21 protein-coding genes, 1 other RNA gene and 1 pseudogene are annotated in these 19801 nt (G+C 47.2%); 9 read left to right on the top strand and 14 right to left on the bottom strand.

The window, feature by feature from the left end:
- Positions 1-67: 67 nt before the first annotated feature.
- Together IEX01_RS12065 and IEX01_RS12070 are read left to right on the top strand one after the other, a co-directional pair.
- Entirely contained in the window at positions 68-922 is an 855-nt protein-coding gene (locus IEX01_RS12065; protein ID WP_188723911.1) for a hypothetical protein, read from the top strand.
- Positions 915-4205 (top strand): DEAD/DEAH box helicase, encoded by a 3291-nt coding sequence (locus IEX01_RS12070; protein WP_188723912.1) that lies wholly within the window; start codon positions 915-917, stop codon positions 4203-4205. The genes IEX01_RS12065 and IEX01_RS12070 overlap by 8 nt, the downstream gene beginning before the upstream one ends.
- A 397-nt stretch (positions 4206-4602) precedes the next feature.
- On the opposite strand, the gene IEX01_RS12075 is transcribed toward IEX01_RS12070, so the two are convergent.
- The 8 genes from IEX01_RS12075 to IEX01_RS12110 form a co-directional block, all read right to left on the bottom strand.
- On the bottom strand, positions 4603-5967 hold the full coding sequence (locus tag IEX01_RS12075; RefSeq protein WP_308423948.1) for an integrase domain-containing protein: 1365 nt from the start codon (positions 5965-5967) through the stop codon (positions 4603-4605).
- A complete protein-coding gene (locus IEX01_RS12080; protein WP_188723913.1) occupies positions 5964-6185 on the bottom strand; it encodes a ParE family toxin-like protein in 222 nt (73 codons plus the stop codon). Before IEX01_RS12080 ends, IEX01_RS12075 begins: the two co-directional genes overlap by 4 nt.
- Positions 6182-6541 (bottom strand): hypothetical protein, encoded by a 360-nt coding sequence (locus tag IEX01_RS12085; protein ID WP_188723914.1) that lies wholly within the window; start codon positions 6539-6541, stop codon positions 6182-6184. The genes IEX01_RS12080 and IEX01_RS12085 overlap by 4 nt, the downstream gene beginning before the upstream one ends.
- Positions 6542-6766 carry a hypothetical protein gene (locus IEX01_RS12090; RefSeq protein ID WP_024557625.1) on the bottom strand — a complete coding sequence of 75 codons (225 nt, stop codon included), beginning with the start codon at positions 6764-6766 and terminating at the stop codon, positions 6542-6544. It lies immediately after the preceding gene.
- A gap of 175 nt (positions 6767-6941) precedes the next feature.
- The gene (locus tag IEX01_RS12095) at positions 6942-7127 is read right to left on the bottom strand and encodes a hypothetical protein (RefSeq protein ID WP_188723915.1); all 186 of its coding nucleotides are present in this window, start codon (positions 7125-7127) and stop codon (positions 6942-6944) included.
- Entirely contained in the window at positions 7127-7321 is a 195-nt protein-coding gene (locus tag IEX01_RS12100) for a hypothetical protein (RefSeq protein ID WP_188723916.1), read from the bottom strand. Before IEX01_RS12100 ends, IEX01_RS12095 begins: the two co-directional genes overlap by 1 nt.
- On the bottom strand, positions 7311-7616 hold the full coding sequence (locus IEX01_RS12105; protein ID WP_188723917.1) for a hypothetical protein: 306 nt from the start codon (positions 7614-7616) through the stop codon (positions 7311-7313). The genes IEX01_RS12100 and IEX01_RS12105 overlap by 11 nt, the downstream gene beginning before the upstream one ends.
- Positions 7617-7790: 174 nt before the next feature.
- A complete protein-coding gene (locus tag IEX01_RS12110) occupies positions 7791-8423 on the bottom strand; it encodes a LexA family protein (protein WP_188723918.1) in 633 nt (210 codons plus the stop codon).
- 105 nt (positions 8424-8528) lie between these two features.
- Here IEX01_RS12110 and IEX01_RS12115 point away from each other — a divergent pair, with 105 nt between their 5' ends.
- The 5 genes and pseudogenes from IEX01_RS12115 to IEX01_RS12130 form a co-directional block, all read left to right on the top strand.
- Positions 8529-8723: a helix-turn-helix transcriptional regulator gene (locus IEX01_RS12115; RefSeq protein ID WP_308423949.1), complete on the top strand. Its 195-nt coding sequence runs from the start codon at positions 8529-8531 to the stop codon at positions 8721-8723.
- Positions 8713-9012: a hypothetical protein gene (locus IEX01_RS21570; protein WP_229701841.1), complete on the top strand. Its 300-nt coding sequence runs from the start codon at positions 8713-8715 to the stop codon at positions 9010-9012. Before IEX01_RS12115 ends, IEX01_RS21570 begins: the two co-directional genes overlap by 11 nt.
- 476 nt (positions 9013-9488) lie before the next feature.
- Positions 9489-11051, top strand: a complete 1563-nt coding sequence (locus IEX01_RS12120) for a DEAD/DEAH box helicase (protein WP_505675362.1) — start codon at positions 9489-9491, stop codon at positions 11049-11051.
- Complete coding sequence (locus IEX01_RS12125; protein ID WP_188723921.1) at positions 11048-12016, top strand: toprim domain-containing protein; 969 nt, start codon at positions 11048-11050, stop codon at positions 12014-12016. Before IEX01_RS12120 ends, IEX01_RS12125 begins: the two co-directional genes overlap by 4 nt.
- Positions 12016-12270 (top strand): annotated as a pseudogene (locus tag IEX01_RS12130) (helix-turn-helix domain-containing protein); the annotation flags it as partial. The gene IEX01_RS12125 and the pseudogene IEX01_RS12130, both read left to right, overlap by 1 nt.
- Before the next feature lie 268 nt (positions 12271-12538).
- Here IEX01_RS12130 and IEX01_RS12135 read toward each other — a convergent pair.
- The 3 genes from IEX01_RS12135 to IEX01_RS12145 are packed head-to-tail and all read right to left on the bottom strand — an operon-like array spanning position 12539 to position 15241.
- Positions 12539-13969 (bottom strand): glucosyltransferase domain-containing protein, encoded by a 1431-nt coding sequence (locus IEX01_RS12135; protein WP_105532156.1) that lies wholly within the window; start codon positions 13967-13969, stop codon positions 12539-12541.
- A 1-nt stretch (position 13970) separates the two neighbouring features.
- Complete coding sequence (locus IEX01_RS12140; RefSeq protein WP_171964950.1) at positions 13971-14882, bottom strand: glycosyltransferase family 2 protein; 912 nt, start codon at positions 14880-14882, stop codon at positions 13971-13973.
- Positions 14879-15241, bottom strand: a complete 363-nt coding sequence (locus IEX01_RS12145; protein WP_188723169.1) for a GtrA family protein — start codon at positions 15239-15241, stop codon at positions 14879-14881. Before IEX01_RS12145 ends, IEX01_RS12140 begins: the two co-directional genes overlap by 4 nt.
- 755 nt (positions 15242-15996) lie before the next feature.
- Between IEX01_RS12145 and IEX01_RS12150 the strand changes: the two genes are divergently transcribed.
- Positions 15997-17733 (top strand): FliC/FljB family flagellin, encoded by a 1737-nt coding sequence (locus IEX01_RS12150; protein WP_188723922.1) that lies wholly within the window; start codon positions 15997-15999, stop codon positions 17731-17733.
- A gap of 89 nt (positions 17734-17822) precedes the next feature.
- Positions 17823-18353 (top strand): phase 1 flagellin transcriptional repressor, encoded by a 531-nt coding sequence (locus IEX01_RS12155; RefSeq protein WP_188723923.1) that lies wholly within the window; start codon positions 17823-17825, stop codon positions 18351-18353.
- A 241-nt stretch (positions 18354-18594) separates the two neighbouring features.
- On the opposite strand, the gene IEX01_RS12160 is transcribed toward IEX01_RS12155, so the two are convergent.
- The 3 genes from IEX01_RS12160 to ssrA all read right to left on the bottom strand — a co-directional run bounded on the left by IEX01_RS12160 (position 18595) and on the right by ssrA (position 19693).
- Positions 18595-18870: a hypothetical protein gene (locus IEX01_RS12160; RefSeq protein ID WP_188723924.1), complete on the bottom strand. Its 276-nt coding sequence runs from the start codon at positions 18868-18870 to the stop codon at positions 18595-18597.
- Positions 18867-19106, bottom strand: a complete 240-nt coding sequence (locus IEX01_RS12165; protein WP_188723925.1) for a DinI family protein — start codon at positions 19104-19106, stop codon at positions 18867-18869. Before IEX01_RS12165 ends, IEX01_RS12160 begins: the two co-directional genes overlap by 4 nt.
- 259 nt (positions 19107-19365) lie before the next feature.
- Positions 19366-19693, bottom strand: a transfer-messenger RNA (tmRNA) gene (gene ssrA, locus IEX01_RS12170).
- Positions 19694-19801: the final 108 nt, after the last annotated feature.

Genomic DNA, 19801 nt, shown 5'->3' on the forward strand with positions numbered 1-19801 from the left:
TGTTTTCATAAAAATTTCTCATGCTGAAATTATAATTAATTACTTCTATTGCAGGTGAAAAAATAGGATGCCAATAACCTTCAATCAGGCCTTAACTGCAGAGTGCGAGTTTTCAGAATGGACAATCAGTAATAAAAGCCGAGCTAAGCTGATTGAAGTGATTGCCTATTTATATTTACGGCAGGAAGAAAATGCTCAGAGAGTAATTGATGCTCTAGAGCCGCGACGGCGGGTTTCGAAAGGCAGGGTGGCTGAGAATGTCGTGAGAAAACTGACGGCTCCGCGTGCTGAAGACGTCGAGCTACTTCAGTCAGGAACCGAAGCACAGAAGGAGGCAGCGAGAAAGCGGATCAACACATCTATTATTCACCGGGATGGACTTCTATTTCAGCATATTTCCTGGATTGCCGCTCGGCTAGAACTTTCGGACGGCTATATGACGTCACCTCACGTTCGACAGGCGGATAAAGGCTTTGACGGTTTTATCATCGAGCTAGATGAGAGAGTGTGTGAGATCAAACGAATTGTGCTCTGTGAGGACAAGGCTTCGAAAACACCGCGCAATCTTATAACCTCTAGCGTGTGGCCTGAAATAAGAACAATTCGGAGCGGCGATCGCGATGATGAGATCCTCGCCGACCTCGTAACTTTGCTTAGGAGTGTTCCAAGTATCGACGCAGAAGAGGCTGTGGATAAAATTTTCTGGGAAGGCGCTCGCGAGTTCAGAGTTGCTGTAGCGACTGGTGAAGATCAGCGCAGAGCTGGGAATTTTTTGCATATCATAGCCGGTTTCAAAACTGCGGCTGGTGGTAAACTTGAAGCTCGCACGGCTGGTGTGTTGGCCTTCGAAGATGTGCGTACGGGTTTGGATCTTCTCGCCGGAGAGGTGGCTGCCAAAGTCGAGGAGATCGCCAATGTTTGACCCTAGTTCCCGCGCGCTCCTGCGACAGGCCCCTGATTTGCCCGGCCTCGCTCCTGAAACTCTAGACGAACTGTTGACGGCTGCACACATAGAACTAGCGACTGTACGGCTTTTGTCTCGCGAAGGCGAACCTGAGGCCATAAGCGATGTACTCGACCAGGTTCGACGCCTTGCTTCGACCTTCGAAGCCTATGTTGCACTCGATCTTCGACCAGAGCAAACGCGCGCCACGGCTTTTGTCGCCGCGAGCGCTCATCAAATATTGAGCCGCGTTCGCGAGACCGCAATGGATCGCCCAACCGTTGTTTCAAGTGATGCAATAGGATCGTCAATTTCAGCGACGCTTTTATTCCTGATTGCTGGTCGGGCAGCAGACGCAGCGGAAGTCGCTAGTCAGCTCCGGGCGAAGGGTGAACGTCGGGCAGTACGACGTTCACTGATCCTGAGCCTTCGGGAATTGGCAACTGGTAATCTCACGACATTGATAGAGCGTGATCTCGGCGAAGACACCATCGCAACGCGTGATAGCCGAGAAGTAGCCACTGACCTTCTTTTAAGGGAATGTGCTTATGTAGTTCAGGGGCTTGGACAGGAGGCGCGTGGAAGCGCTGTGCCCGACACTGATATTCGTTCAAGACTCAAGCGTGTTCTCCACCTGTCGGAGGCCTCAGAGGTAGAGATCAACGCAGCGTTGGAAGGGAAAGTTCATCACCAGTTTGCCGGTCCGCATCATTTGGCCACTTTGTTGAGCCGGCTTGTTGATGGAGTGCAGGCTGCGATGCTGATTCGCCTGCCAGCACCATCAGGTGCGCAACCGAAGACATGGGCTGACTGGCTCCTGTCTCAGACACATTCCCGTCCATTTCTGTGGATCAATCATTTAAAAGCTATCGGGACAGGATATCTGAACCGTGGCAGGTCTATGGTGATGACGTCACCGACTGGTTCGGGCAAAACTACGCTATCCGTACTAAAAATCGCAGCAACTTTATGTTCGGGTGAGAGCGTTGTTTATCTAGCTCCTACTCACGCGCTCGTCGATCAAGTCGAGACCGATCTCTCCGCACAAATCGGCGAGTTAGAGGTGGTGAGCGTCGTTGAAGACGTTGCGCTCGAAGAGCTTGGGGATAAGCTGCCACCATTCTCTGTCATGACTCCTGAACGTTGCCTTGCCCTCCTTGGTTTCGCACCTGAGCTTTTTGACAAGGTCGGTCTCCTTGTCTTCGATGAGTTTCACCTCATTAGTGCAGATGATCCCGCTACTTCATCGAAAATTAGTACACGAGCCATTGATTCGATGTTGGCACTCCTGACGTTTCTCCGCCATCGTAAGAGAGCAGATCTACTACTGCTGTCAGCTATGGTCTCTAACGGCGCAGAAATCGCACGTTGGTTGCGGTCTGTAACGGGAACGGAGGTTGAGTCGTTCGACGATCCTTGGAAGCCAACGCGACAGCTTCGTTCTTGCGTCATCTATGACCGCTCTGACGTGCGTGAGGCCGTACAAGTTGCATCAAAGGCAAAGACCAAAGCAGCAAGGAATCGGGTTCCCGCACAACCTCTTGGACTCTTTTCCCTGATTTCTGGATGGCATCCTAAAAGGCCAGAGAAGCTAGTAATACAGGCCCTCACGGATCAAAAACCGTCGCTTCTTAAAAATGTCAAAGGAAAATTGACATCAAACAGAAATGAAGTCGCTGCGCGAATCGCGGCAGACTATGCGGCCATAGGAAAGCGGGTGATCGTCTTCTGCAACGATTCCAAAGCGTGCGGGAGCGTTGCAGGCCAGATCAATGAACTACTGGCACCAGCCACCATCGCTCTGGATGCGGCGCAGGAGGAAATGCGTAAATCAGTTATTAGGGATATTGGAGCGGCCGAAGCTACATTTGACCCTATGGGGTGCAGAGCTGCAGTTCATCATGGTGACTTGCTACCATTGGAACGACGGCTGACTGAAAGCCTTTTTCGGGCTCGTAGGGATACTGATAGCGAGGACCTGGGACTTGATGTGGTTGCCGCAACATCCACAATTGCGCAGGGACTTAATCTGCCGTGTGATGTTGTGATTCTTGCTGGAACCGATAGAAGTGCGGTTGATGATCCCAGCGGGAACCCTCGTGCGGACTTACGTCCTCACGAGATACTTAATGCGCTCGGGAGGGCTGGTCGTGCGGCGTATGCCGCAACCGGCTTGGCAATCGTTGTTCCTGCAACACCTATCTGTGTGGAAATGGATAACCTCTCCCTTCCGTCGGATGGAATTATGAAGATCATTTTCTCGGAACAGGATGCATGTGAAGAGATATATGATCCGATAGAGTTACTTCTTGACCGGATCGAAATATCCGCTAATTCGGATCCTAAAGTGCAGTCAATTATCCGGCGTATGTCTGCTGTCACCACAACAGGAGAGAGCGGCTTCGACGATATCGTTTGCCGCTCATTAGGTTTTTTTCGGCGTAGGGAAACTAATGCTTTGCGAGCTGACCAGTGGCTCGAACATCGTCGAATAGCTCTCAAGGCTGCTGAGGAACAACTGGAAGACCCCCTCGTTCTCGATTGGCAACGGGAAATTGCTATCCGTAATGGTGTTCCACCAAAGCTGATTGAAAGATTGGTTGCGGCGTTTGATACAGCGCCAGTTGAAAAGACGGCGACAGAGCACTGGATCAACTGGCTACTGGATATAGTTGCTGACCATCCCTTAGATTTAACAATTTTCGTCAGACAAACAGCTCTTGAGTCCGTTTTTGGTCGTTCTTACACGAATACAACAAAACCTAGGGCTTCTTCTAAAAGAATATTGAGAGCACTCAAAACATTGGTTTCAATGTGGTGCGCAGGGCGAACACTTATCGAAATCGAGCATTGGCTCCTGGCGTTCATTCGAAAGCACGAGGGAGAGGTTAAGCAGCAAGCAAACCAATCCACTACAGCACAACGGGCCCGCCGATTTGCTATACGCATTGCGCCTGATATCGGCTTTCTCTGCGGCGTGCTTGGACAGATAGCCGCTTACAAAGCCGCTGAACAAGGCGTGCCTATGTCTCCTGTGATTGAAATGCTTCCGCAGATGGTGAGAGCCGGTGACTATGATCGTCATCATATGGCTTTAAGGCAAATGACCAAAATTGCCTCGCGAGTGGGAACCTTTGAAACGCATATCTCACTTCGTGACTTATTCAAAGCTGGAGCTTCCGCAGAAATGGATGTTGTTAGAGAGGAGGTTCAAGCCGCAATCTTGCTCCAAGCATTTACGGATTTGGATGAAGAAGAGTAGAACTACTTTTCTGAGATTGGGGAGTTAAGCCCCTCAATCTCAGATTAGAACACATTGAGTAAAGAACGGAGTGCCTCTGCTGGCAACAATAACGTTACCCTACCAGTGCCAACGCCTTCTTGACGATCTTGCGCATATACACCGAGGCAATATCGATGTTGTACCGAATGACAATTTATGAATACTGAAACTTAAAGTTGGTTTTTTATACCTAGCAAGAGCTAGAGCAGTACCTGCTCCGAATGCTGAATAAAAATGAACAGATTACTGCTTAGCGGTAAGTGTTTCGCAGGGTGAAAATAGTCAAATGTGAGGTCTTCTTTAGACACTTACTGAATGAAATATAAAGTTTATTTAGATTATCCCAAAATCTTCGTCTAATTTCCGTTCACATAAGTTATCCAACCAGCCGCATACTTTTTATTCCCCCTTCAATCATACTTCCATTATCAGCAGCTTTAACAAAATCAGCCCACCACTGCATCATCGGGCGTCTCTGCTCAAGATAATCGCTGCGGTTATAAGCACGCCGAACTTCATTCTTATCCACATGAGCGAGTGCTGCCTCAATAAAATCAGGCGGAAAGCCTTGTTCATTAAGAGCCGTACTGGCAATTGATCTCAGCCCATGCGAAACGAGCACTCCACCAAAACCTGCACGTTTTAGCGATGCGTTAATGGTCTGGCTATTCATTGGCTGATTGGGCTTGATACGGCTAGGAAAGATAAATTCTCGGTTCCCGCTTAACGGATTCATCATTTCCAGAACAGCCATTGCCTCATCTGATAAAGGAACAGTATGGTCACGGTTCATTTTCATCCGTGACGCAGGGATTTTCCATTCTCGCGCTTCCATGTCTACTTCTTCCCAACGGGCTTCAGCCGCTTCGGCAGGGCGGGTAATAGTAAGAAGTTGCCACATGAACAGGCACCGTGTCGAAAGGCTAATGTTGGCCGTTCGCATCGTCTGCATTAAATGTGGCAGTTGATCGGGACGAATACTGGGCATGTTTTTCTTCTGCGGCTTCTCGAATGCTTTGCCAATATTGACGCTGGGAACAGCATCAATCAGCCCCGTGTTTTGGGCATAGATCATGATCTCATTAATACGTTGGCACAGGCGACGAACGGTTTCCAGTGCTCCTCTGGCCTGAACCAGTTGGACGGCCTGAACCAGTGTGTGTGCTTTAATATCTGTAACGCTAATGTCGCCAATTGCAGGAAAGACATCTCTTTCAAGAGAGCGCCAGATATCTTCCGCATAGTCCTCTGTCACGCTGCCTTTCTTCACATTCCACCATCGTTCAGCCACGAGTTGAAAAGTATTGGTTTTAGCTTCAAGCGAACTGCGCAGTTGTTCTTGCTGATGTTCCTGTGGATCGATTTGTTTCGCCAGGAGAGAGCGTGACTCTGCCCGGTAGTTTCTGGCATCGGCAAGCTCCTCTTCAACGTATTTGATAAGCACGCTCTCGATCAGCTGCTGCGTTATTTCAAAAACATGCTCACCGTTTTTGAATTGGTATTTACCTTCACGAAGCCCCCAGCGTTTATCGCATTCGATAAGGTAAAGAAGGGCAGTGCTGGCGCGCACATGAGGGACAATCGTTTCAGCCCATTCCATCTGCTCCTCAGGCGTCAGGGCATCTTTATCGTATCGGCCTTCGTCCAGCATCCATTCAGGCACTGCAAAACCACTGCGTTCCTTTACATCTTTCAGCCTGGCGACCAGTTGCTTAATATTTTCTTTTCTGGAATCGTTCATCGTCTGTCTTTCGCTCCGTTATATTTTTCATGACTCATTACCTCCCAGTTTTTCCCGCCGTCTTTAAAGAGAAGCCGCCAGCGAGGATTAACTTGAAGGCTGAGATAACCTGTCCTGAGAATGCGGCGCGGTCGCAGCCGCTGGTGGCGATACTGATTGAGTAAATGCACAGCTCGTGCATGAACCCATGCTGGTACGCGAAATGCTGTTAAATTCATTCCTGCACCTCTTTGCTAATTCCCGCTTTTTTGGCGTAAGCCACCATTTCCGCTATCAGCTCATCGACCAATAACTTCCCTGTCTCGGTCAGATATTCCCCATGTCCGTTTACATCAAGGGACCGGTAATAAATATCTTTGATAGTCTCATTTCCCTTTGATGTTCCAGCCTCGCCGCGGGCGAGTAACTCAAAACGGGATAACAGACCGTCCATAACAATTTCTGTTAATTCGATAGTGGTAATGCCGCCTTTCGGTAATTTGATAACAATTGCGTTACCGCCAGTTTTGCGTAAGTGGCGCAACAGCGCTGCTTTAACGATGCGGCGGCGATAAGTGAGAATGCTATTTTCCATTTACTTACGCTCCCTCTGGGCATCTTCAATTGCGAAAACTATCTTTTCCTCTGCATCAGTCCAGGAATAAACAGAACCAGCGAGGTCGTATGCGAGCCCTAACAACCCATCCAGTTGTTGACTGTCAAAATCTTTATGATGGGTGCAAATGGTTTGCATTAATGCGTTGAGCTGTTCGGCAATTAAATTGACACTCTGGATGTCCTGCCTTTGTTGCGTTTTCATAGGTTACCGCCCGTAAGCTTTTTTCAGGTGAAGCATTGCGATATCCCAGTAGCCCAGGCGCGCGAGAATCAATGCTGATTTGAAGGCTAATTTATCTTTCATTTTTTTCACTCCATTTTTAAGGTGAGCGAATCCGCAGCGGTTAGCTGTTATTTATTCAGTTATTATTGGTGTATTATTTTTTTAGCGAGTAGAGCTTAATATCGGCTTCGTTAATTGCTTCCTCTACACCTTCCAGAAGTGTTATTACGGATGATATTAACGTTGCTTCGTAATCATCCCGAGGGCTTTCCAGCCACACACCAAGAACTGCCTCAGCTTGTTTAACCCGGTTCTTGGCGCTCAGTAGACAAATAGCCATTATTTGTCACCTCTTTGTGATTGCTCTTCAAGTAACCAGCAATACACCTCTCCCGCCAGGCGACGCGTAAGAGTTACGATGGAACTCAGCTGCGCCTTATCGATATTATCGGGATAGCTTTCAAGCATCCTCAATACTGTTTCCATAAGGCAGGATTTTTCGAGGGCTTGTTTCAGAGAAATTTCATGCGCCATGGGTGCCATCCTTTAACCCAGAAAGATATGCAGCAGACTGAGAGACTTTATTTGTTGCAATTGCTAATTCAGATAAATCAAAAATAACATCTGAGAGAGCAATTAATTTATGCGGTTCGCTTTCGCCATTATCTATCAGATTGCGCATGCCAGTACTGATAAACTGTATTGCTTCTAATAAAGAAATGGTTTTCCCATCAGCGTCAGCAGCAATGCCAGGGTAATCACATTTATCGCTCTCTTCGTAGCGGAAATCAGGAATAGTTACTATCTGATAAAATTTAGCAGTGCTCATCTTTATGCCCTTGTTGGTTAAGATGGTTAAAGAATACAGATAAAACTGTAATTATGGCAACAGATAAAGCTGTAAAATTTGGCAATTTCACATATGTAATTGTATTTTCTGAATATTTAATTATGTAAGGCGAAAAAAAACCGGCAAAAGCCGGTTTTAAATCTAAAAGGGGCGTTACCGTTTTCTGCGAAAAATCCGATGTTCAACCATCACCCCGATGATGGTTAGTGGCTGGTTATCGCTATTGATTATAGGGTAATCATCATTAAGAGGGACGAGTTCGAAATGCTGACAGCCATTCATGTCAGTGTAAGTTGGACGATATTTTTTAAAAGTAGCTTCGTTACCGCCATTTTTTGCTACTACAAACTCTCCTGGACAAGGCTCAATCTCGGGATCAACGATTATTACATCGCCATCCTTGAAATCAGGCTCCATAGAATCACCTTCGATACGAAGCCCGAAACTAAACTCAGATAAATCAGAATCAGTAAGGATGTACTCAAAGCTACCGTCAAAGGCTTCTATTGGTGGCTTTTCTGCGAGCGCTCCTGCCTGAACGTAGCTAATCAATGGAACTCTCCTGCTGTTCACCTCCGAGATCGGCTTAAATGCTCCGCCATTCATAAGCCAGTTGGCATCACAACGTAGCGCTTTCGCTATGCCAATGATGTTACGTGGCTTTAGAGTCTTTCCATCCTCAATACTTTGCCATGATTGCTGACGTATGCCGGCAAGTTCTGCTGCTTCTGTTTGGGTAAGTCCAAGCTCAATTCTTTTTTGTTTTACCCGCTCTGCCAATCCCATGCGCCTGCTCCTGTAAGTGAGTTTATTAATGCTTACAGGTTAAACTGTAATTGACAAACAGTAAATTCTGTAGAAATATACAGATAAAACTGTGAGGTGTTTATGATGAATCTCGCTCATCGAGTCAAGCAAAAACGAGCTGAGTTAAGCCTGTCCCAGACCCAGTTAGCTCAAAAGGTAGGTATGCGTCAGCAATCGTTACAGGCAATTGAGTCTGGAGAGACCAAGAGGCCACGCCTTCTTATTGAACTGGCTGCAGCGCTTGGGTGTGAAGCTCACTGGTTGCTTTATGGAGAATGATTTCTTTAAGGCAGAACTGTCGATGCCGCAAATATGTAGCCAGGCAGATTCAGAGTGGATTAAGCAGCAGCTGCTGATCCTGACCCCAGCAGCACGGCAAAAAGCAGTTCAACGATATGCAGCTGTGTACCAGGAAGCGTTAGACGCTGAGCCCGTAAGTTTCCGAAAGGAGAACCGGGCCAGGCATGAGGCAAATACCCGGCTCCGTCTTTTTGTGAAGAACCAGGGCAGGGCTTTGCAGGGGTATACCGCCGAACCGCCCCTGGCTGGAGCGCAACTGAACTCCTGATAGTTTCGGGTTTAAAGGCACCCGAGCAGATGCAGGCTTAAAGGTGCCTGTTCAGGTTAGCAATCGTCTTACCCGATTCCTCATATGTACTAGGGAAATAGTACGTTTTTATGGGGAAGAGGGAAAGGGGGGTAAGGGGGGGATTGGGTGCAGGGGTAGGAATAGGGCCTTTTCCAACAGGAGAGATCCATAGGTTAGGTAGATCTCAGTCTTAAGGGCTACACCAAAAAAAGCGACCGTATCAGCAAGGTAGTACAGAAGCTGAAGGCGCAGAGAATTGAGGAAGGTTCTTCCTGGAAGAGTGCATTTCAGGGGAGCTGATTCAGAAAGGAGGCTGGCAACCTTTGGGGAGGCCGCCAGCCATGTGAAGAGGTATCCATGAACACCACGTCACAAAATTATTATCTCATTACCGCGGGGGCAGCACAATGCAGCTGACTATCACACCGAACTTTGCACAGGAACGCGCGCTCAACATGTTGCGCCGTAACTGGAAGGCACACGACACCTTCATGGTGTACTCGCCGACCGGCAGCGGTAAAACAGGGCTGGCCGCTTTCATCGTTGCCGGGTTCGTCAGCCGTGGCATGCGAGTTCTGTTCTGCGCGCCATACACCATCCTGATTGGTCAGACAGCTAATCGCTTTGTTGAGTATGGGCTGCCCGGCGATGAGATTGGTTATATCTGGGCAGACCATCCGAATTACGATCCGGCTCGGAAAATTCAGATTGCGAGCGCCGATACACTTATTCGCCGTGTTTTCCCTGACAACATCGATCTGCTGATTATCGACGAAGCGCACCTGCGTAAAAAACGCATCCTGCAGGATATTGTTCGCCTGCGCGCTAAAGGCGTGAAAGTCATTGGCCTGTCGGGTACACCGTTCTCCCCGTTCCTGGGAAAATATTATGACCGACTCATTAAACCGACCACCATCGGCGAGCTGATTCAACGCGGTGACCTGAGTAATTACGAGTTTTACGCGCCCACCAAGCCGGATCTGAAAGGCGTTAAATCATCTCCATCACTGGAGTTCGGCAGCGATTACAACGAGGCGCAGCTGGCCGAGATTATGTGCGGCTCTACTCTGGTGGGTGATATCGTCCAAAACTGGCTGGAGCATGGCCGGGATCTGCCGACAATCGCGTTCTGCGTGAACGTAGCCCATGCCAATTTCCTGACCATCCGGTTTAACCAGGCTGGCGTAAATGCCGAGGTAATGACCGCTGATACCCCGGTGGATGAACGGCAGACCATCATTCACCGCTTTGAAACAGGCGCCACGAAAATCATCGTCAGCGTGGGCGTGCTGGTGGCCGGGTTCGACAGCGACGTTCGCTGCATCATCTACGCCAGGCCAACCAAGAGCGAAATTCGCTGGCTGCAGGCGCTCGGGCGTGGTCTGCGCACCGCACCGGGAAAAGAGTCCTGCCTCATCTTTGATCACAGCGGCACCGTTCACCGCCTGGGCTATCCGGATTCTATCGAGTATGACGATCTCCCCGGTAAATCTGACGGCATGGAGGAAAGCGCACGCCGGGCAGCTGAGGAACGCGAAGAAAAGCTGCCGCACGAATGTCCGCAATGCCACTACATGAAACCAGCTGGCGTCTATGTCTGCCCGAAGTGCGGCCATAAGCCGCTGGCAGGCGAGGACATCGACACCGACACCGGGCGCAAGCTCAAAAAGCTGGGTAAGGATAAGCCGCAGCCGACGAAGGCCGAAAAACAAGCCTGGTGGAGTCAGATCAAGTTTTACCAGAAGCAGCGCGAATCCCTGGGCAAAACACCGGTAAGTGACGGCTGGTGTAAGCACACGTTCCATGAGCGTTTCGGCGAGTGGCCACGCGGACTGAGCGACTATCCGATGGACATTACCCCCACGGTTTCGAACTTCATCAAGCACAAGCAGATTGCTTTTGCCAAGCAGCGAGAAAAGCAGCAACCGCAGCAGGACACTCAGCCGAACCCGGCGGCGCTGCAAAAGGCGCAAAAGATCGTAAGTGATATCAGACAGCAGTTAGGGAAACGAGTATGAAGACGGCAGAAGCAGCAAAGGGCCAGTGGGCCATGATTTTCGAGCATTACGGGCTGCCGCCGATCACCGGGAAGAACCACTTCAAAGGGAAGTGCCCGGTATGTGACTCGATTGGCAAATTCCGCATTGATGATCGTGATGGAGCGGGCACCTGGATCTGTACGTGCGGCAGCGGCGACGGTCTGAAACTGGTGACCACCACCCAGGGCAAACCATTCAACGAGGTTTGCCGTGAAATCGATGAACTGATCGGCAATACGTTTAGGCGTGACAAAGTTCCCGAGGCTAGTGACGCTTCCAAGTTGCGGAGAAAGGTACTCAGCAAATTCGCAAAGCTTACCCCTCTGCGTGGCACTTCAGGCGCGCAGTATCTGAACGCGCGCGGCATTTACCAGCTGCCAGCAGAAGCTATTCGCTTCAATGATAAGCAGCGCCATAACGGTCTGGTTTTCCAGTCTCTCTATTCACTGGCAACCGATGACAAAGGGGAGCTCTGTTATCTGCACCAGACGCTTCTGGACGGTTCAAAAAAAGCCGACATCGGCACCAGCGCCAAGCGCCTCAAGTCTCTGCAGGAGAATAACTATCTGGATCACGCCCGGTCTGTGGCAATCCGAATGTTTCCGGTGGCCAGCACGCTGGGCATCGCCGAGGGCATCGAAACAGCACTGTCTGCGCACCAGATTTACAAGGTGAATACCTGGGCGACCATCAACAGCGGATTCATGAAGAAATTCCGGGTGCCGGCGGGAGTCAGGCACCTGATTATTTTTGCTGATCGTGATGAGAACAGCGCTACAGGGCTGGCCGCGGCTTACGAGTGCGCCCATGCCAATCTTCTGGCAAAGAACGACCTTCAACAGGTAAGCGTCTACTGGCCGGATCACGATGACTTCAACAACATGCTCATGAACGGCGATCAGGTTCGTGAACTGGTTTTTCACAAGAAAAAGGCGGCTGCGTAATGCGTACAGATAACACCGAACATAAAGCACTTTTCACCATTCCGACGGCAGCTCATATCACTGCACCGGCGAACATCAAGCCGCTTCCTGAGCAACGGAAAATCACCGGGCATAAGCAGACGGATGCTTATCTGTGGGTGCTGGAAGTAATCCGGCTGAATGAACCGGCACACCTGGACGCAGTGGAAGAGGCCCTGAGTTCGTTCGCTAACCCCAGCTTTGTACGCTCTCTGACGGTGAACGGGTATTTACCAATCGATCAACAAGCAGCTGCCGGGCCTACTCCGATTTATTCCGTTGATAGTGGCGGCGTAGGGTCGCTTAAAGTCACGTTTATCGGTGGAGATTTGTCGCGCGACACCACCAAAACCAATAACACAGCGCCCGTTGTTAGCGGCGCTAACGCTAAGGTGGTTGTTATAAACGCTGGCGGTGAAGACTGGGTGGCAGCTAGCGGAGGAGAATTTATTAGGCTGGGGTAATTTAGTAGATATTTTCTGGGTGGAATTCCACCCAGAATTTTTAATTTTTAAAATCTATGAGTATAACTTCGTCTTTTGATCTTACATCAAAGAGTGGAGATTGAAATTTTAACTCGTAGCTAGCTAAGTTTTTAACGCTATCATTCCATTTTTCGTTGTCGCATGAACGTAAGTCAAATCCGTAGTTGTTCATGTAAAAAACCATCCATGACAAATAATTTTCAGCATATACAGGTCTAATTCCCTTCATGAAAGGGAATTTTGACGATATAAGTCCTTCGTTTTTGTTTTCTGGCATCACTCCATTTACTGCGAGGCACTTGGTGCTTTCATTCACGTACATAGAGGCTGTGTAGGCTACATTCTCGTATTTTTTTTCCATATCAGAATAAACGCCACAGAACGCAGATACTGCTGATAGAGTATAGCATATAGATATGACTGCAAAAACAGTAAATACTCTAGATAAAAATACCCCTAACTTATTTTTAATTATAAATCCGCATGATATAGATATAACAATAAGGCTGACATACGAAGCCCCAAAAGATGTATACGCTCTGGCGTAATCAGGTGCTTTATGTAATATAAGAAAAAAAGAAGGTGTCGATAAAGTAACGATTAGTGGGCATACTAATATGGCAATATTTGTTAATTTATTTTTTTTATCTATTTCATGACTAAACGCAAGAATAAAACAAAGTGCAAAGCAAGCAAGCAGAGTGCCCGCATACATGTAAAACATAAATTGTGGAATGCTAGCGTTCAAGAAGTTATAATATAGATAAAGGTTATTTATTATTTCATTGGTGCTTCCTGCTATTTTTCCGTTACTTCCTGCATAGTCTCCAGCCACAAAAAAGTTAACTATTAAAATCTTATAAGCCGCAATTGAAATAATTGCTATACATCCCACTTTTAAAAAAGAACTCAAAGAGATATGCTTTTCTTTTGCTGCTTTAACGAATATATAACAAATGCCTATAGATAAATACGCGCCAAGTGATGGCTGATAAAGGCTAAGACAGGATATGATCATGATGATTTTAATAATGGCGTCATGCCTTTTGAAGCTTTTAACAGCAGCAAGGATGGACATCACCAGAGACAAAGACATCGTTACATTGTCAAATCTATAAGCCGCGTTTGGAATGAAATTCCAGCTTATAAAAGATAAAGAAAATATGATGACGCCTTTAACCCCCAGTTCGCTTGGCGCAGATTTGACCGTTGAATAAGATAATAAAATTATAGATAAGATGTATGTATATGGATAAAGGTCAGTCAGCTGACCACCAAAGGAAATACCTTTAAATATAAGCTCCGCTAATGGCCGACCATCCACAGACCAATAGAAGTAACCTAAATTTAGTCTGCTAAGGTCGTCAAAATATTTAGGCCCCAGCAATATAAAAGGTAAAAAGAACAGCAAAGCAAGAGCTGTTGAAGTTACATTTATGCGGTTGTTCATGTCAATCCTTAATAATATACTTTGGTCTTTTTTTAGTTTCTATGTAAATTCTACCGACATATTCACCCATAATGCCAATGCCGATAAGCTGAACCCCCCCAAGGAATAGCACCGAAACAATGACGGAGGGGTATCCTTTAACTGGGTTACCAAAAATTAGCGTATCTAATATCATCCAGCCGCCATACAGGAAAGACATTGCCGACACGAAAAGTCCAATATATGTCCACACCCGAAGAGGGAAAGTCGAGAAGCTTGTTATCCCTTCAAGTGCCAGGTTCCACAACTTCCAACCATTAAATTTAGTGTTGCCAGCCACACGTTCTGCGCGTATGTATTCGACTACATCAGTTTTGCCACCAACCCATGAAAGTACGCCCTTCATGAATAAGTTGCGCTCAGGCAGTTGCTTGATGTTCTCTACCACCTCTCGACTCATGAGCCGGAAATCACCAACATTCTCTTCAATCTGTGGATTGCTGATTTTGTTGTGCAGCTTATAGAACATTTCGGCGCTCTTGCGCTTCAGTCGCCCATCTGTCGATCTGTCAGTGCGTTTAGCTAAAACGACATCTGCGCCAGCCCGCCAGCGTTCTATCAGCTGCGGGATGACCTCAATCGGGTCCTGCAAATCTACATCAATTGGAATAACCGCGTCGCCGGTTGCGTGGTCTAGGCCTGCGAAAAGGGCTGGTTCTTTCCCGAAGTTGCGAGTAAAGGACAAAGGCACGACTAACGGATCTGACACAGCCAGCGCGTTGATAATTGACTCTGTAGCGTCCTTACTTCCGTCATTGATGAATACGATTTCCACCTCAAACGATTTAAGAAGCTCATATTCCCTGACGGTTTTATAGAAAATAGGGATAGTGTCTTCTTCATTGAAGACAGGAACCACAAGTGAAATCTTCATTTCGCTTCCCTGAAGACGATGTATTTCGAATAGATAAACCCGCACACCAGGCTTATAGCTGAGAACACGACCAGTGTCACAACTGGCGGGAGAGAGCATTTATCAGCAGCCCATCCAACAGCTGCGCTAAGCGACCCCATGAAGCCCACGTAAAGCATGTAGCGCGTAGTCGTGGTAGATCTGTTAAAGGTGAATCGAGCATTAGCGAAGAAACTGAAACTAACTGCCACAACGAACCCGGCGAAGTTACCGAGAGCCTGTCCTGTGTGGAATACATAGATGCAAACAGCGAATACCACCCAATGAATGAGCGTGTTGATAACGCCTATAGACGTGTACTTGGCGAATGACTTTAACATTATGGAAATCAGTGAATTCGGAAAGGACAGAAGTGTAGCATTACAACGGATATTGATCGACACAACCAAAAATAAGACACCCGTTCCGGCTGTTTTTTGCTGTCTGTAGGCAGCCCACTTCGAAGGGCTTTCTTTCACAAGCGTCTTGATCTCCCTCCTCGATAAAACTACTGTATATCCAAACAGTATAATTTTATTGGGAGGGGATATGCCGCGCAGAGAAGATATTGAAACGGCCTTCAGAGCCGCAATGGAGATAGAGAAGAGCTTCACGCTGTCAACTGGATGTGGACGCTGAAAGAGGTGAACCGATGGATAAAGCTGAGTTCAGAACATGAGCGACAACTGCGGGAGAAATAGCAGCAAAATCAGCCTGAGGATTCAGCAAGTCAAAGCGCTGAAGCAGAGGGAAGAGAATAATTTGAAAAAAAGCCCGCACGGGCGCGGGCGTCAATCCCTTAGGTTTTTTATTTGATATCCCGCGTTCAGGACGCAGGTGTATAACATATCGGTAACATAAGACTTTTCTTTAATAAAACCTTTTTCGATACAAACATTTTTCAGTAGGTGAGTGGCTGATGAGGGCATCATTGATGAATATAGATTTTGTTTAGACGTTGATTGACTATGATTTTTCTAATTAAAACAAATAAATAAAGTTTTTTATGGTTTTTTTATAAAGTTTCAAAATGACCTGACGATAACTTGTAGTGACACAGGCACGCCTGGCGTAATAAACCTAAAAGGAAAATTTTATGGCACAAGTTATCAACACTAACAGCCTGTCGCTGTTGACCCAAAATAACCTGAACAAATCCCAGTCTTCCCTTAGCTCCGCTATTGAGCGTTTGTCTTCCGGTCTGCGTATCAACAGCGCAAAAGACGATGCCGCTGGCCAGGCGATTGCTAACCGCTTCACCTCTAACATCAAAGGTCTGACTCAGGCTTCCCGTAACGCCAACGATGGTATCTCCATCGCACAGACCACTGAAGGTGCGCTTTCTGAAATCAACAACAACTTACAGCGTGTTCGTGAACTGTCTGTTCAGGCTACCAATGGCACCAACTCACAATCTGACCTGGACTCCATCCAAGCAGAAATCACCCAACGTCTGGGTGAAATTGACCGCGTATCCGGTCAGACTCAGTTCAACGGGGTAAAAGTGCTGGCTTCTGATAGCTCTATGAAAATTCAGGTTGGCGCTAACGATGGTGAAACTATTACTATCGACCTGAAAGAAATTACCTCCAGCACTCTGGGCCTGAATGGTTTTAATGTGAATGGTAAAGGTACTATTGCGAATAAAGCCGCAACAGTAAGTGATTTGAATGCGGCAGGGAGCGGTGCGGCTCAAGCTGATGGCTACTATGACATTAAAACCAGTAATACAGCACTGACCGTCAAAGATACCCTTGGTAAAATGAATGACGGTGATACGGTCGCTGTTGGTGGCACAACGTATACTTATAATGCAAAAGATGGCAATTTCAATACGTTAAAAACAATTACCGCTACTGATACTGCTGATCGCACTGCATTTCTGAATAAGCTTAAAGCTGATCCTGGTAAATCTGAAGCTGGAAAATGGACAACAAGCACAGGAACAGTGAATTTTGACGTAGATTCTAGCGGCAAAATTACTATTGGTGGTGAGGCTGCTTTCGTTGATAAAGACGGTAACCTAACCACTAACTCTTCTAACGCAACAGCGGCTACAACAACGACGCTTGTTAATACAGCGACTAACGCTCAAGCAAATGGCGGCACCTTAACATTCAAAGGCGTTGAATATAGCTTGGCTAAAGGCGCTGTCGGTACGGATGGCAATGCTGGAACATCAGATGATGTTAGCGGTAAGATCACTTACACTGATTCGGTAAGTAAAGATGTTGTGCTGGCGGCAACGAATGTTGCTGCTACTGATTCGACGGTAACTTTGAAATCAGGAGTGCTCAATTCAACCTTAACTTTTACAGCTGGTAAATCTGCGGATACTTACATTGATAACGCTGGTGATATTACTAAAACCAAAGATTACACAATTTCTTATGCAGTTGACAAAGATACTGGGGCTGTAACTGTTGCTGATTATGCTGCAACAAATAGTGCCGGTGCTGCTATTACTGATAATAAATATAAACCTGAAGCTGGCGCTGCTGTTTATCTGGATAGTAATGGTAAACTTACTACTGAGACTACTAGCTCTGGCACTGCAACTAACGATCCGCTGGCTGCACTGGACAAAGCTCTGGCACAGGTTGACGCACTACGTTCCGACTTGGGTGCTGTGCAGAACCGTTTCGATTCTGCCATCACCAACCTTGGCAACACCGTAAACAATCTGTCTTCTGCTCGTAGCCGTATCGAAGATGCTGACTACGCGACTGAAGTATCTAACATGTCCCGTGCTCAGATCCTGCAACAGGCTGGTACTTCAGTTCTGGCGCAGGCTAACCAGACTACTCAAAGCGTACTGTCTCTGCTGCGTTAATTCGATATATTTTGATAAACCCCGCTTCGGTGGGGTTTTTTATATATAAATTTTGTTTATCGTAATGATTTAGTTGTAGGTATTGCTTAATGGTTAACGACATAACATACGGACGGGAAGCGGAAGTTTGGCCTCGCGATTATTCCCTTTTATCCAGGAGGCTTCAATTTCTTCGGTTTAATGCCGTTCCGGTCAAAATGGTAAGTTGCAACGGGTTATCAATCATTGGATACGTTGCAAAGTTTTATCCCGAAGAAAATATTATCTACGCCTCAAGCCGACCTAAAGGCACGAAGCGGATAAAAATTTCGATGGAGTACATCGCATCGTTAGAAGAGTTGCCCGCTGATTCAGACGTTAAACCGTATGTGATTGAACCTGAGCAATTCAACGCTTCCGTTACCGAACCTACCCGTAGAGACTTTTTTTCCATCTGCAATAAATGCTTTCAGCAGGGCGTAGGCATAAGAGTTCTGATGGCTGATGGTCGTACTGTTGAGGGGAAAACAACCGGCGTTAACGCTTGTCAGGTTGGAGTAATCAGACCTAATGGCAATCACATACAGATTATGTTCGATTGGGTAATGCGCATAACATCATCGGATTTTGTGGAAAAATAAAATTTTATTAGTTGATTCATTCCCCATCGCAGCATCTCCGACCCTCATCTTTAGTAGAAAGGTTTATATCGACGCGATTTTCAGAACTGCTTGTTGTCAGGTAACTTAGCAGGTAAGGATCGCCGGATGATGAAGTGCCGATGATGTTGGTGGCGCTATGCCACCTCACCACCAGCCAAGCATTAGTGACGTGCATTATTACCCGGCATTTTCATAGTAAACGCTTATGTTGCGAATGGAGTCATTGAACCAATCTGATCGTAGGATGGGTCAATCCCGCATCAATATTATCAGCGCACTCGAGTAATGCATGAGCCAACTCTCTTGCCATATCAGCACGAATGCTCAGGTGTATATCGGGGAATAGCTGAGGATCATCAACGTAGTCTGTCAGTGAGTCTTTCATCTCCAGATCGAGAACTATTATCTTACCAGCTGCACTGTACACCATGGCAAAGTCAGTAAGCTCTGGCATGTGGCCAACGTTTGATTTATACATTTTTTCATCTTTTATCATTCGCTCACCAGCCACATATCGCACTCTTCAAACATCTCCTCAAGCATACGGTTCAGCTTCTCCCGATCGCTTTTGCTGGCATTACTGTTTAGTCCGTTCGCCTGCATAGGCTTAACCTTGACCTCAGCGGAAGGGAAAATCAGATGAACCCGGCGTGTAAGTTCTTCAAGTATGATCTCTTGTGCGCCGGGCAAGCCCTCTACATTACGCTTGTCATAAACCAGTTCAACGAACATAACCGCCTCCAATATGCCTGTGATTTTATACAGTATTTATACTGTGAAAATTTGCACTGTCAAGGCGCGAAAAGGTGAGAGGAATTGTTACTCTAAGTTACAAATAGAAAAACCCCAGACCGTGAAATCTGGGGTTCTTTTAAAATGCACGTGCATTTCACGTGCATATTTTTGTCTTTTCTCGGTCTGCCTGCTGTCTGGTCAGTGTCCGCAAGTGGCTGTTTTTATTGCCGCTGTCCGGTTGCAGTCCTATCAAAAGTGGTGGAGCTGGCGGGAGTTGAACCCGCGTCCGAAATTCCTACATCCTCGGTACTACATGCTTAGTCTGGTCTTTACATTCGCCTGGCAGCTGCGGACAGACACGCCACTACCAGACTAGCCTGATTAGTTTTAACGCTTCAACCCCAGGCAGGGCATCCGCGCGATCTCTTTTGGGTTTGACCTCTCTTGATCCCCGTCCTAAGAGCGGAGGCTAGGGAGAGAGGGCTCTGAGCAGGACTATGTTTTTGCGGTTTTTTTACGAGGCCTACCGCACCTCGGCATGCACCTTGGGTTTCGCGAATCCCGTCGAATCCAGAATCAGCCCCAGAAGTGTAACGCTAAGTATAGCAGAAACCGCAGGCGCCACGCCAGTCCATATCGCTACGACTTTCAGGGTCGCAGAGCGTAACGGTAGACGCCAGCAACAACTGGCG

Origin of the sequence: Franconibacter daqui (assembly GCF_014644275.1) — a bacterium.
GTDB classification, from domain to species: domain Bacteria; phylum Pseudomonadota; class Gammaproteobacteria; order Enterobacterales; family Enterobacteriaceae; genus Franconibacter; species Franconibacter pulveris.

Bases quoted from the DNA above. Each gene is read 5' to 3' on its own strand.
- IEX01_RS12090 (WP_024557625.1), bottom strand. From the start codon at position 6,766: ATGAAAACGCAACAAAGGCAGGACATCCAGAGTGTCAATTTAATTGCC.
- IEX01_RS12085 (WP_188723914.1), bottom strand. From the start codon at position 6,541: ATGGAAAATAGCATTCTCACTTATCGCCGCCGCATCGTTAAAGCAGCG.
- IEX01_RS12145 (WP_188723169.1), bottom strand. From the start codon at position 15,241: ATGTTAAAGTCATTCGCCAAGTACACGTCTATAGGCGTTATCAACACG.
- IEX01_RS12155 (WP_188723923.1), top strand. From the start codon at position 17,823: ATGGTTAACGACATAACATACGGACGGGAAGCGGAAGTTTGGCCTCGC.
- IEX01_RS12065 (WP_188723911.1), top strand. From the start codon at position 68: ATGCCAATAACCTTCAATCAGGCCTTAACTGCAGAGTGCGAGTTTTCA.
- IEX01_RS12075 (WP_308423948.1), bottom strand. From the start codon at position 5,967: ATGAACGATTCCAGAAAAGAAAATATTAAGCAACTGGTCGCCAGGCTG.
- IEX01_RS12135 (WP_105532156.1), bottom strand. From the start codon at position 13,969: ATGAACAACCGCATAAATGTAACTTCAACAGCTCTTGCTTTGCTGTTC.
- IEX01_RS12110 (WP_188723918.1), bottom strand. From the start codon at position 8,423: ATGGGATTGGCAGAGCGGGTAAAACAAAAAAGAATTGAGCTTGGACTT.
- IEX01_RS12165 (WP_188723925.1), bottom strand. From the start codon at position 19,106: ATGTTCGTTGAACTGGTTTATGACAAGCGTAATGTAGAGGGCTTGCCC.
- IEX01_RS12070 (WP_188723912.1), top strand. From the start codon at position 915: ATGTTTGACCCTAGTTCCCGCGCGCTCCTGCGACAGGCCCCTGATTTG.
- IEX01_RS12115 (WP_308423949.1), top strand. From the start codon at position 8,529: ATGAATCTCGCTCATCGAGTCAAGCAAAAACGAGCTGAGTTAAGCCTG.
- IEX01_RS21570 (WP_229701841.1), top strand. From the start codon at position 8,713: ATGGAGAATGATTTCTTTAAGGCAGAACTGTCGATGCCGCAAATATGT.
- IEX01_RS12105 (WP_188723917.1), bottom strand. From the start codon at position 7,616: ATGAGCACTGCTAAATTTTATCAGATAGTAACTATTCCTGATTTCCGC.
- IEX01_RS12120 (WP_505675362.1), top strand. From the start codon at position 9,489: ATGTTGCGCCGTAACTGGAAGGCACACGACACCTTCATGGTGTACTCG.
- IEX01_RS12095 (WP_188723915.1), bottom strand. From the start codon at position 7,127: ATGGCTATTTGTCTACTGAGCGCCAAGAACCGGGTTAAACAAGCTGAG.
- IEX01_RS12140 (WP_171964950.1), bottom strand. From the start codon at position 14,882: ATGAAGATTTCACTTGTGGTTCCTGTCTTCAATGAAGAAGACACTATC.
- IEX01_RS12100 (WP_188723916.1), bottom strand. From the start codon at position 7,321: ATGGCGCATGAAATTTCTCTGAAACAAGCCCTCGAAAAATCCTGCCTT.
- IEX01_RS12160 (WP_188723924.1), bottom strand. From the start codon at position 18,870: ATGATAAAAGATGAAAAAATGTATAAATCAAACGTTGGCCACATGCCA.
- IEX01_RS12150 (WP_188723922.1), top strand. From the start codon at position 15,997: ATGGCACAAGTTATCAACACTAACAGCCTGTCGCTGTTGACCCAAAAT.
- IEX01_RS12125 (WP_188723921.1), top strand. From the start codon at position 11,048: ATGAAGACGGCAGAAGCAGCAAAGGGCCAGTGGGCCATGATTTTCGAG.
- IEX01_RS12080 (WP_188723913.1), bottom strand. From the start codon at position 6,185: ATGAATTTAACAGCATTTCGCGTACCAGCATGGGTTCATGCACGAGCT.